The following is an 11,943-nucleotide window of genomic DNA, read 5'->3' as shown; positions in this document are numbered from 1 at the left end:
CGCGGCGCCAGCCGCCCCTCGAAGTTGCACAGATAGAACGCCGCGCTTCCGTGTCGCTCGGCGACGTTGCCGCCCAGGCCGAGGTCAGCGGCGAGGTTCTGGGCGATCTGTCGTGACTGGGCGTGCACAGCAGACTCGTTGAGAGCGATTCCAGCCAAGCTGACGATCTCAGGACCGAGCCGATAGAGTCCGCTGCGGTCGTCCCGCGCGAGGAACCCCAGCGTTTCGAGCGCACCCACCAACCTGGACACCGTGGACTGTCCGAGCTCGGTGAGCTCGACGAGTTCGGATACTCGCCGCTCCGGCTCCGTCTCGGTGAAGGCCTTCAGCAATGACAGTGCCCGCTCGACACTCTGGGTTCCCCCGGCTGCCTCCCGGGGGGCGGCGTTGGCCATGTCAACCTCCACTTGCGCAATTACAACCCATAATGTGGATTGCATGTTAACACATGCGGCGGGTCAGTACGTGGTGAGGGCATGTGCGCGTCTGCGGCGGAGGCTGCCGTTCTCTCGGACGTATGAATGGTGGATCGGAGCCGCCCATTGACCACTGGCGATGGCTTTGCCGGGCCGTGTGTGGGTTGAATCGTCACATAGCAGGTACCGCTTGCGTAAAGCGGGCGTGCCAGCTACGCTCGTGCCAACCTCGCGCCGACAGTCGAAACGATCTGCTCAAATGACGGGCGATCGGTTCGATGCGGCGCTGTCGAAGGAGGAGATCGGCCCGTAGGGGCGGTGGGCCCAGCAGGAGCCGCACGTACGCCAGACATTGCCAGCTTCACGATGTGATTAGTGGCCGACCAGTCAAGGAGGACTCTGTGTATCGCTCTACTGTTCCTCGTCGCTCATTTCTACGCACAATGGGGTTTGGTGCCGCTGCCGTCGCCACGCCCGCATTCGTCTCCTCGTGCAGTGGTGGTGAAAGCGGTAGCTCGTCCGGAGATGTCGCCCTGACCATCGCGATCGTTTCGGGACATGCGGGCGGCGCCGAGTTCTTCCGCGAGCAGTTCGACAACTTCGAGAAGGCGAACCCAGGCATCTCTGTCGAGATGATCGAGAACCCGCCTGCTCAGAACATCAACGCCGTCGAGCTGATGTTCCAGCAAGGCAACCCACCGGACATCTTCTATGTCAACGGCGCCAACAACCTCGACCGGCTGCACGGTCGCGGGTACACCGCAGCACTCGACGACTACATCGACGACGACTTCAGGTCTCGCTTTCCTGAAGGCAGCCTGGATCCCCTGATCTCCGGCCTGCACCGCGAGGGCGGGCTGCACTCGCTGCCGCTCGTCTCCGGCAAATGGAGGTCGGGAAGCCTGCTGGCCTACAACCAGGCGATCTTGGAGGAGAACGGCCTGGACCGCCCGCCGGAGACCTTCGAGGAGCTGGAGCAGATGTCGTACGACATCACCCGGAACGGCGGCGGCGACTACTACGGCTGTGCGTTCCGTCAGTCGGATGCCCGCGAGGTCGGATTCCTGCAGGCCGCGGCGGGGCCGTCGAGCATAGGCGAGCCGAGTGGCCTCGGGCTCGACCTGACCACCGGCCAGGCGGGCGTGAGCGACGCGTCGCTGGTCGACCTCGTCGAGCTGTATCGGCAGCTGCAGACCGACAAGATCGTCATGCCCGGTTGGGAGAGCTGGGACGGGGAGCGCGTCTTCACCGAGTTCGCGCGGGAGAAGATCGCGTTCTATGCGGCCGCGGAATGGCATGTCAACGAGATCGCCAACCTCAATCCCGAGCTGAACTTCGGGCTGGCCCCGCTGCCGGTCCCGGCGGCCGGGCGTCAGGGGTACCTCGGGCTACGGGCGGCCTTCAGCCCGATCTGGGCGATGTCGGCCGAATCCGCCCGTCCCGACGAAGCGTGGCTCCTGATGGACTTCCTGGTCTCCGAGGAGTTCCAGCGGGCGTACTTCGAGACGTTCCGGTCGTTCACCGCGGTCGAGAGCGTCTGGCGCGATTCGGCGGACCTGTCTGAAGTGGAACAGCAGATGATCACCATTCACGACGAGACGGTCCGCCGGGCGCCGGACCCCATCACGGATGGGAGCCCGGCCGTGAAGATGCTCATGACCGAGCTCATCGCTCAACCTGACCTGAGATGGCATGCCACCTCGGTTGAGGCCATCACACGGGGTGAGGACTTCGCGCCGAAGGCGACGGCCCTGGATGAGGAGATCGACAGCTTCCTCGATACGCAGATCGAGCAGCTCGCCTCGGCGGGCGGCGAGATCACGGGAGACGATCTCAGCTACCCGGAGTGGGACCCGATGCAGGACTGGGCTCCGGCCACCTGAGCTGAGCAGTACGGTCACGAAGGAGCCGTGTGAACGTCGCTGAAGTCACTGACGCCTCGGGCCGCACCGCCGCCGCGGGCGGTGGGCCCGCCAGGCGCAAGGCGCGCAAAGCAGAGAAGCTGCGGACCCGCATGCGCAAGCACGCCTGGCATTACGTCTTTCTCGTGCCGATGACGGTGCTCTTCCTCAGCTTCACCCTCTGGCCCATGGTGGCCAGCTGGTGGTACTCGCTCTATGACTGGGGAGGCATCGGGCCACCCAGCGAGTGGGTGGGATTCGGCAACTACCAGGAGGTGCTCTCCAGCCCGGCGTTCTGGAACGCCTTCCGAATCTCGTTGATCTTCTCGGCCGTGGCGATATTCGTGCAGCTCCCGCTGGCGTTGGTCATGGCCGTCATACTCAACAACCCGCGGCTGCGTGGCCGGAACCTCTACCGGTTGCTGATCTTCCTGCCGGTCGTGACGACTACGGCGGTCGTAGGCATCGTATTCGCGATGATCCTCGATCCCGCGGGCGGAATCGTCAACGAGGTGATGTCGCGGTCGGGTCTGATCGACGAGCCGATCAACTTCCTCGGCTCCGAATCGACAGCGCTGCCGACACTTCTGGGCATTGATCTCTGGAAGGGATTCGGCATCACGATGGTCTATTGGCTGGCGGCCCTGCAGACCGTGCCCAGCGAGCTGTACGAGGCGGCCCGAGTCGACGGGGCCAGCGCCCGGCAGACTCTGCTGCGTGTGACGATCCCCGTCCTGGCGCCGCTGGCCATCGTCATCCTGCTGCTCACGTTCCAGACGAGCATGGCGCCGTTCGACCTGGTTCAGGCGACGACTCAGGGCGGACCGAACTTCTCGACCGACGTCATGTCCACCTACATCTATCGATACGCGTTCGACCCGTCGTTCTCCGCCTCGAGATACGGCTTCGCGAGCGCGGCCGGGGTGGTGTTCGGGATCTTCATGTTGATCCTGACCTTGATGCAGGCTCCGTTGCTGCGCAAGCGCTACGAGAGAAGGGGCAAGTGAATGTCTGCGCCCGTGATACCCGGTAACAGCGAACGCGAGGCGCCCGTCCGGAGGTCGGACCGTGCAGGCGAGAGTGTGGCGTTGCGGCACCGCGCGAAGCTATGGCACGTGCTGCTGATTCCCCTGTGCCTGGTATGGGTCTATCCGTTCATCTGGGTTGCCACCAGCGCGTTCAAGTCTCAGCGTGAGATGTTCCTCGGTGGCATCGGGCTCATACCGGAAGAGTTCACCCTGGACAACATCACGCGAGCGTGGGACACGGCCGGATTCGCGTCGTACACCATCAATACGGTCGTCTTCTCCCTGGGCGTGGTCGCCGTCGTGCTGTTCGTCTCGGCGACGGCCGGATACGCATTGGGGCGTGGTGATATCCCGGGAAAGAAGATCATCGTCGGCATTCTGATCGCGACGATGTTCATTCCGGACGGTTACACGATCATCCCGGTCTTCGTGCTTGTCGACTCCCTCGGCCTGAACAACAATCTCACCGGAGCGGTCCTCGCCGCGGCAGGCCCGGTTCATGTCGTACCGATCCTGTTGTTCATGGGATACTTCGCCGGGCTTCCCCAGGATCTCGAAGAGGCGGCGCGGATGGACGGCGCGGGCTTTCTCCGTATCTTCTGGCGGATCATGCTGCCGCTGGCGCAGCCGGTGATCGGCACCGTCGCACTGTTCAGGTTCATCGGCGCCTGGAACGCATTCCTGGTGCCGCTGGTCTTCACGCTCGGAAGACCTGATCTGCGAACCCTGGGGGTCGGCATGTACAGCTTCTTCGGAAGCGACACCACCGACTGGGCGGGACTCGCCGCCGGAGCGCTGATCAGCCTGATCCCGGTGATCGTCGTCTTCCTGTTGCTGCAGCGGACCTTCATCGAGGGAATGGCCGGCGCGGTCAAATCGTGACGGCGATGGCGCGTGTGACGTCAGCGGACGGGCGTGTGCGACGTCAGCGACTCATACGTGGCGGCCGTAGACCGATCGGGCGGTCCTGGCGAAGATCTGGTCTCTCTCCAGCTCGGTGAGGCTGTCGAGCAGCGCCTCAGCGCGGCTAGCCGCGTCTGAGTACGTGCCGGTCAAGAGGCAGAATGGATAATTCGAGCCGAACATGAGCCGGTCGCTTCCGAACGCATCGGCCAGTACCTCCACACAGCGGGCGATGTTCTCGTCCGGCGTGGTGCGAGGGTCGACGTGGACCAGAGGGCCGGAGATCTTACAGGTGACGTTCCGATGGGCTGCCAGCGCGCGGATGTCCTCTTCCCAGCCGTCGAACGGTCCGTCCTCCAGCGATGGCGTGGCGCCGTGGTCGAGGACCAGGCTCAGATGCGGGAACTCTTTCGCGACGGCGGCCGCGGACGGGATCTGACCGGGAAGGACCAGCAGCTCGAAGAGCAGCCCGCGCTCGGCGAGGGCGTGCAGACCACGCCTGACGTCGACGCGGGTCAGCCACTCGAGTTCCGGCTCGCGGCGGACGGGGTGGCGGATGCCTCGCAGGCGATCGCCGCCAGGACCGGACTGCAGATCCGAGATGGTCTCGACGACGTCGGGCGCGGTGAGGTCGACCCATCCGACCACGCGGGCGAGAGATGGGTGACCGGCCGCCAGGCGGAGCAGCCGCCAGGTCTCCTCCACGGTGGGCACGGCGGGCACGGCGACGAACCCGGCGACGGCGGTCCCAGCGGTCGCCGCCGAGAAGTCGGCGGCCGTGAACCTGCGCTGCAACGGACGCAGGCGCTCGCCAGTGACCCAGCCCGGGTCGTCGACGAGGTGGACATGAGTGTCGAACACGGTCGTCTCAGTCATGCCTGCCTTCCTTCTGGGTCGGCGGAGACACCGGATGCCCCCGGGCGGGTGGTGCCGGGCTCGAGGATCAGCTCGCGGCGTGCCAGGTCTGTCCAGAGACCCGCCGGTATCGGGTACCGGAAGAGCGTGACGTTCTCATCGATCTCGGCCGGACTTGCGGCGCCGATGAGGACGGAGGTGACACCCGGATGGGTCAGCGGGAACTGCAGCGCCGCGGCCTTGAGCGGGACTCCGTGCTCCTGGCATGCCTCGGCGATCTGGCGCGCTCGGTGCACCAGCCCGGGTGCGGCTGGGCGGTAGTCGTACCGTGGCTCGGCCGCCCACGGGTCCGCGAGGATCCCGGTGTTGTAGACGCCGGCCGCGACGACGGAGATCCCGCGCCGCTGGCATTCGGGGAGGAACTCGTACGCGGCGCTCTGGTCGAGCAGGGTCCATCGGCCGGCGAGCAGCACGGTGTCGACGTCGCTGTGGGCGACGAAGGGCGCGGCGTACTCGGCCTGGTTGACCCCGACGCCGATGGCGTCGACCAGGCCTTCGCCGCGCATCCGCTCGAGCTCGGCGTACGTACCGAGGACGTCGCCGGTGGCGTTCTGGGGATCGTGCAGGTAGATGAGGTCGACCCGGTCCAGCCCGAGACGCTCGAGGCTGTCGTGCAGCGAGCGTCGTACACCGGCCGGCGTGTAGTCGGCGGCCACCGTCGGTGTCCCGTCGTCGGTGGTCTCGATGCGACGGCCTACCTTGGTGGAGAGCCGGAACGAGGAACGGGGCATCGTTCGCAGAGCCTCCCCGACGCACCGCTCCGAGGCGCCGGCGTTGTAGAGCGGCGCGGTGTCGAAGTAGCCGATTCCCGCGTCGAGCGCGTGCTGCAACGTGGCCTGAGCGTTCGCGGCGCTGGACCGCGGCGGCCCGAGCCAAGCGCAGCCCAGGCCCAGCCTGGTCAGGTCGGCCGATCCGGTGACGGGCGGTGGAGAGTTCATGGTGAGCCGGCCCCGTTCAGGCGTCGGTGACAGTAGGAGGGCCGTACGCGCCGTCATGTGCCCAGCGGGAGAGGTCCACCGCGTCCGGATCGCGAGGGACGATGACGGGCATCGCGTGCGGGTCGGTCCAGGGGGAGGCGTAGGTGGGCTGACGCGTGTAGCGGCGCAAGCCGATGTCGAGGGTCACCGCGGCCCGGGCTCCGAGGTGTACGGTCAGGTGGTTCCCGACGTCGCTGATCTTGCGGAGGACTCGGTCGTCGCCGTCCCGGGCGGTGACGTCGGCGATGTGGTGCTCGCCGAAGCCGCCGGCTTGGACGATGATGTTCCCGTCCTCCGAGTCGCTGGTGTTGACCAGCTCCAGCGTCACGGCATCGGCGGAGACCGCGGAGACCAGCGCCGACACGTGGGGCGGTAGCCCGGGCCGTCGGCGGGTGCCGTCGTAGTACCGGAGCTTGGCGTGCTGGAGTCCGCCGTGTGACATGTGCATCGGGCTGCCGAGGGTGAGCTGGGCGAGCCCTTCCAGGACGACGGGGCACATCTCCTGCCACATGTGGATGCTGTACGGGTGGTTGACGTCCCAGGTGTGCGGGTCGCCGGCGGCAGAACGCATCCGGTCGGTCTGCCGGGCGACAGCGTCGAGGTTGGCCCGCAGGATCGCCTCGGGGTAATGCGCGTTGTGGCCGCGGATGTAGCGGTACCAGGCGTGTGTGTTGGCGATCAGGTGTTTGGTGTCCCGGCCGAGGTCCGGGTCGTATCCGGAGGTGCGCGGGACCGTGACGTCGGTCCAGGACGACGGCAGCTCGAGCCGGTCGATGCGTTCGGCGTCCTCCTCGGCGACGGACGTGTTCCACAGGTGGATGAACGGCACGTGCGGCGGCAGCTGGTAGTCGGTCCACCCGGAGTCGCGGTGCTTGCTGGGCAGCAGCCAGCCTCCGGTGTCGTCGCGGCGGCGCAGGTCCCAGATGCTGTCGATCTGCATGCGCGGCAGCTCGAGGAACGCGCTGTCCCCGGAGAGGAGCGTGGCGTTCATCGCCGCGTTGGTCAGGCCTTCGAGGATGTCCTTGAGCCCGCGTGGCCATTGCCAGCCGTAGTAGCCGCCCCACCACTTGCCGTCGTTGTGCTCGCCGACGACGCCGTTGAGCCCGACGTTGTCCGGGGCGATGCCGCCGTTGGCGCGGGTCCGCTCGGTCCACGCGTGTACGTACTCGAGCGCCCAGTCCCGGTAGCGGTCGTCGCCGGTGAACATGTAGGCGTGCGTGGCCAGGGCGGTGGCGTGCAGGTTCACCGGCACGTCGCCACGGGTGACGCGCTCGTTGAACCGCTGCAGTATCTGCTCGAAGATGGAGTCGTCGAGCCACGGGAACGCGACGCCGGCGCCGTCGATGTCGTCGAACGGGGTGTCTTTCAGGATGGGGCGGTGGGTCACCCAGTCCTCGGCGGTAACCGTGAACCGTGGGCCGCGGCTGCCGGTGAGCGGCGACCGGATGATCTTGTGCACAGGATCGTAGTTCACCCCGTGCGCCTGCGGGCCGGCATACAGGTCGGCGAGCTTCGTCGCCCGCTGTTTCCACTTCAACGATCCCGGGCGGGCCAGGCCGGTGAAGTAGAGCAGGTGGGACGACTCACCGTGGTGCATCCAGTCGTAGTAGCCGTCGAACTCGTCGTGAATCTGCCCGTACTGGGTCCATTGCCAGGTGATGGCTTCCCACATCGCCTCGCCGAGCTCCAGCATCCGGGGGTTGCCGCCGAGCACGTACAGCAGCACGAGGTTGTGAAACGCCTCGTACGGGTCGTCGGAGCCGTCCATGCCCGGCCAGTCCGAGCGCCAGATCAGAGTCCGGTCTCCCCGGGTGTAGCGGTCGACGAACTCCTCAGCCGCCTCCTCCAGGCGCGTGATGAGCTCGCGTTGCAGCAGTGCCCATCGGGGCGGCGAGCTGCGGTCGGTGCTGGTGATGTGCGCGGCGTCGCTCATTCCGGCACCTCCGAGCCGGCCGCCGTGCCCGGTGACTCCAGCTCGCTCATCCGCGGCGTGAGCCGCCAGCGGTGGGTGTCGGGCGGCCCGGTACGCGCCGCCCACTCGGTCAGGATGCGCAGGTCCTCGCTCATGGCGTCGATCTCGGCCCGGACCTGGGCCGGATCCCACCCGTCGAGCACGGCGCCGCGCAGCTCGTCGTGGATCTCGGCGTGCGTGCCGGCGTGGCCGGGGTCGCCGGCCAGGTCGGTGAGCTCGTGCGGGTCCGCGTCGAGGTTGAACAGCTGCGCGGGCTGAGCGTCGTAGTAGTTCAGCTTCCACGGCCCGCGGCGGACCATCCGCTGGATGTTGCCGTCATCGGTGCAGTACTCGGAGTACGCCTCGTCGGCCCACGCCTCGCGCGCGCCCGGGGTGCCGGTGACGACGTCCAGGAAGGAACGGCCGTCGGCGTTCGGCAGCGGCGAGGCTCCGGCGGCGTCGAGCAGCGTCGCTGTCAGGTCGACGCCGCCGGCGACGTGGTCATGCGTCGTGCCGGCGGTGATCCGGCCGGGCCAGGAGACCAGACACGGGATCTTCGCGGACTCGTCGTAGAACGTCTGTTTCCACCACAGGCCACGCTCGCCGAGATGCTCGCCATGGTCGGAGGTGTAGATCACGAGGGTGTTCTCGGCCAGCCCTTGGCGTTCGAGCGCGTCCAGGACCTCGCCGACCATCACGTCCAGCCGGTACGTCATCGCGTAGTACGCGATGCGGGCACGGTGCTGCTCCTCGGCGGAAACCTCGGTGATGTCGGTCTGCTCGCGCCAGCTCCGGTGGTGCGGATGTGACGGCGCGCTCGTCGCGGAGACGGCGGGCGGCGGGACGCGGCCCTCGAACAGCGCGTAGTCTTCCGGATCGGCCACATACGGCTGGTGCGGCAGCATGAACCCGACCGACAACGCGAACGGGCGGCCGTCCCCGGCCCGTTGCCGCGCACCGAACTCCTCGATCGAGGTCACTGCGGCCCGGGTGACGTCCACGTCGTGCCACTGGTACGGGTTGCTGCCGGGGCCGGACCGCTGCAGACTGATCCGCTTCGGCGCGGCGGTGCCCATCAGCACGCCGAGGTCGGACGTGCGGCCCCCGGGGTGGTTCGGGGAGTGGTCGCCGACTCTGCGTTCGGAGAACCCGAGCAGCTGGTCGGTCCCGATGGAATGCAGCCGGCCGTCCAGCCGGGTCCGGTAGCCCGAGGCGCCCAGCGAGTGCGGCCATGTCGCGATCGAACCGGGCAACGGGTGGTCGTTGGTCCACACCTGGTTCCGGAACGGGTGCCGGCCGCTCAGCATCGACATTCTCGACGGGACGCAGATGGGAGACGGGCAGTACATATTGGTCAGCCGGGTGCCTCGCGCCGCCAGCCGGTCCAGGTTCGGGGTCAGCGCCACCTCGTCGCCGGCGCAGCCCAGAACGGACGCGGCATGCTGGTCGGACATCAGATAGAGCACGTTAGGCGTGCGCATGGCTCTCCTCGTTCATGGTGATCAACTGTGATGAATGGCAGGCTGCCCGGTGGTGACGAAATGCTGTGCGCTGTGTTGCGCGGGGGAGCTCACGGCACTGTGCAGGAGCGGATCGTCCGTCATTTCCATCCAGCCCAGCAGCGTTCTGCGTAGCTGGTCGACGAGATCGGTGTGGTGAGGGTCGGTGGCCAGGTTGGTCAGCTCGAGGGGATCTTCGTCCAGGTCGTAGAGTTCGACCATCGTCGGCGTCGCCGCGAGCCTCTCCGTGACGGGGGTGGAGCGTGGTCGCCACGATTGAGTGGCTGCGCCGGTATGCGGGTTGCACCTGTCGAAGTGGACGATCAGCTTGTGCCGGTCGGTCCGGACGCATCGCTGCGGGTCGTAGTAGTCGTGGAAGGTCAGCTCTGCGAACACCTCCTCCCGCGGCTGCCATGACTCGCCCGCCAGCGCCGCGCCGATGCTGCGTCCGTGCACGTTCCCGGGGGTGGGCAGGCCGACAGCCTCGAGCAGCGTCGGGGCGATGTCGACGTTGCTCACCAGGCCATCGACGGTGCGTCCGCCGGTCCAGCCGAGCGACGGCGCACGCATGATCAGCGCGGTCTCCAGCCCTGGGTCGCGCAGAGTGCACTTCGCGGCTGGCAAGGCGAGGCCGTGATCGGTCGTGAAGATGACGATCGTGCGCTCTGCCAGGCCTGTGCGGTCCAGTTCGGTCAGGATCCGCCCGATGGCGGCATCGGTGTAGGTGACGGCTCCTTGCAGCTCGGCGATCTCCTGCTGGGTGCCGTCGTCGTTCGCGAGATACCCGGGGATCGTGACGCCGCGGCTGCGGTCCGGCTCGATGTATCCGCCGGTGAACCCCATCGCGTCGCGGCCTGGTTCCGGGTTCTGCAGGCGGTGCGGCTCGAGGAATCCGGCTTGCAGGTAGAACGGCTGGTCGGGGTGTCGGGCCCGGTCGGCGAGCACGGCCACTGAGCGGTCCGCCACGAGCTCGGCTCGTCGTTCGTAGTGGGTGGCGCCGAGTGTGTCGACGTGGTCGAAGCCGAGCTGGGCCGCGATCTGGTCGTCGGGGCAACGCAACGACTCGTGGTGGATCCCGATCAGATCCGTGCGGTAGCCGCCGTCGCGCAGGAGCTGGGCGAGATGTCGTTCAGAGTCGTGCAGGTCCCACCCCTTGTGGGTCAGCCCCATCACCCCTGTGCTGTGCGGGTACCGCCCGGTGAACAGCGCGGCCCTGGACGGGCTGCACTGCGGGGCGGTGCAGAACGCGTCGGTGAACGTGATGCCGTCCGCGGCAAGCGCGTCGAGGACCGGCGTGTGCACGGTCTCGACGCCGTAGCAGCCCAGGAAGCGCCCGAGGTCGTGACAGTGGATCAGCAGAACGTTGGCCGGCGGTTGGGTTGCCATGCACTCTCTCCTCGCGGTTATGTGATCGACCGTGCCCGGCCTTCTGGCCGGTCGTGGTCATCCCTTGACGGCTCCGGCGAGACCTTCGATGAAGTACCGCTGGAGGAACAGGAACACCACGATGATCGGCAGAACCGAGATCACAGCACCCGCGGCCAGCCCGGTCCAGTCGATGCTGTACTCGCCGAAGAAGGAATACATGCCGACGCCGGTGGTCCGCAGGTCTGGAGCGCCGAGCGTGAAGACCAGCGGGATCAGGAACGCCTGCCAGGCGGAGATGAAGTTGAAGATGAACACGGTCGCGGTGACCGGCTTGGCCAGCGGGAACATGATACGCAGGTAGATGCGCCAGTGTCCGGCTCCGTCGACGACGGCGGCCTCCTCCAGCTCTTTGGGCACCTGCGAGAAGTAGCCCATGAACAACAGGATCCCGACGACGTGCGCCGGCCCGGCCTCGGCAAGGATGATCCCGAACAGGGTGTTGTTCATGCCGAGACCGTTGACCAGGATGAACACCGGGAGGATGGTGTAGCCCTTGGGGAGGAACATCGTCGCGACCAGGATGCCCACGATGATCTTCTTGCCGGGCATGTCTCCGCGGCCGAGCGCATAGCCGGCCAGCGACGAGATGAGCACGATCAGTCCGGCCACGGCGACCGAGACGATGACGGAGTTGACCGTGTACTGGCCGAAGCTGGCCGAGTTCCAGGCCCGGGTGAAGTTGTCGAAGGTGGGCTCGTCGGGAAGCAACCCCAGGGTGTTGGTGAACAGCTCGCTGTTGTTCTTGAACGCGGTCGAGGCCATCCAGATGAACGGGTATGTCCAGGCCAGACAGACCGCGATCAGGATGAGGTGGGCGGGGAGCTGCCGGAGCAGACCGTGCGGCCGGCGGCGACGTGTGGCCGGTGTGCCGGCCCCGGGGCGTGGCGAACCGTCGTCGGCCCGTTCCTGGGTCTGGGCGCGGGTG

The 11,943-nt window shown here is 67.1% G+C and carries 10 protein-coding genes; 3 read left to right on the top strand and 7 right to left on the bottom strand.

The features are described 5' to 3' along the window. On the bottom strand, positions 1–395 hold a 395-nt coding region (locus ELR45_RS36975; RefSeq protein ID WP_205856046.1), incomplete at its 3' end, for a helix-turn-helix domain-containing protein. 422 nt (positions 396–817) lie between these two features. On the opposite strand from ELR45_RS36975, the gene ELR45_RS05370 reads away from it, so the two are divergent. The 3 genes from ELR45_RS05370 to ELR45_RS05360 are packed head-to-tail and all read left to right on the top strand — an operon-like array spanning position 818 to position 4,227. After that, positions 818–2,299: an ABC transporter substrate-binding protein gene (locus ELR45_RS05370; protein ID WP_165367493.1), complete on the top strand. Its 1,482-nt coding sequence runs from the start codon at positions 818–820 to the stop codon at positions 2,297–2,299. A 29-nt stretch (positions 2,300–2,328) separates the two neighbouring features. Next, the gene (locus tag ELR45_RS05365; protein WP_205856044.1) at positions 2,329–3,324 is read left to right on the top strand and encodes a carbohydrate ABC transporter permease; all 996 of its coding nucleotides are present in this window, start codon (positions 2,329–2,331) and stop codon (positions 3,322–3,324) included. Continuing rightward, a complete protein-coding gene (locus ELR45_RS05360) occupies positions 3,325–4,227 on the top strand; it encodes a carbohydrate ABC transporter permease (RefSeq protein ID WP_129664036.1) in 903 nt (300 codons plus the stop codon). Between the two features lie 51 nt (positions 4,228–4,278). Here the strand turns inward: ELR45_RS05360 and ELR45_RS05355 are convergent, their stop codons facing one another. The 6 genes from ELR45_RS05355 to ELR45_RS05330 all read right to left on the bottom strand — a co-directional run. Then, positions 4,279–5,124 (bottom strand): amidohydrolase family protein, encoded by an 846-nt coding sequence (locus ELR45_RS05355; RefSeq protein ID WP_129664034.1) that lies wholly within the window; start codon positions 5,122–5,124, stop codon positions 4,279–4,281. Further along, on the bottom strand, positions 5,121–6,101 hold the full coding sequence (locus ELR45_RS05350) for an aldo/keto reductase (protein ID WP_129664032.1): 981 nt from the start codon (positions 6,099–6,101) through the stop codon (positions 5,121–5,123). The genes ELR45_RS05355 and ELR45_RS05350 overlap by 4 nt, the downstream gene beginning before the upstream one ends. Positions 6,102–6,117: 16 nt before the next feature. Next, positions 6,118–8,073: a DUF8034 domain-containing protein gene (locus ELR45_RS05345; protein WP_129664030.1), complete on the bottom strand. Its 1,956-nt coding sequence runs from the start codon at positions 8,071–8,073 to the stop codon at positions 6,118–6,120. Then, on the bottom strand, positions 8,070–9,572 hold the full coding sequence (locus tag ELR45_RS05340) for a sulfatase family protein (protein ID WP_129664028.1): 1,503 nt from the start codon (positions 9,570–9,572) through the stop codon (positions 8,070–8,072). Before ELR45_RS05340 ends, ELR45_RS05345 begins: the two co-directional genes overlap by 4 nt. A gap of 21 nt (positions 9,573–9,593) precedes the next feature. Further along, the gene (locus ELR45_RS05335) at positions 9,594–10,976 is read right to left on the bottom strand and encodes a sulfatase family protein (RefSeq protein WP_129664026.1); all 1,383 of its coding nucleotides are present in this window, start codon (positions 10,974–10,976) and stop codon (positions 9,594–9,596) included. Positions 10,977–11,033: 57 nt separating this feature from the next. After that, on the bottom strand, positions 11,034–11,943 hold a 910-nt coding region (locus tag ELR45_RS05330), incomplete at its 5' end, for a carbohydrate ABC transporter permease (protein WP_205856042.1).

The sequence above is a fragment of the Phytoactinopolyspora endophytica genome (assembly GCF_004138495.1).
Classification (GTDB): Bacteria; Actinomycetota; Actinomycetes; order Jiangellales; family Jiangellaceae; genus Phytoactinopolyspora; species Phytoactinopolyspora endophytica.
The sequence above is the reverse complement of the archived record's forward strand: the minus strand, read 5'-3'. Positions and strand labels throughout refer to the sequence as shown.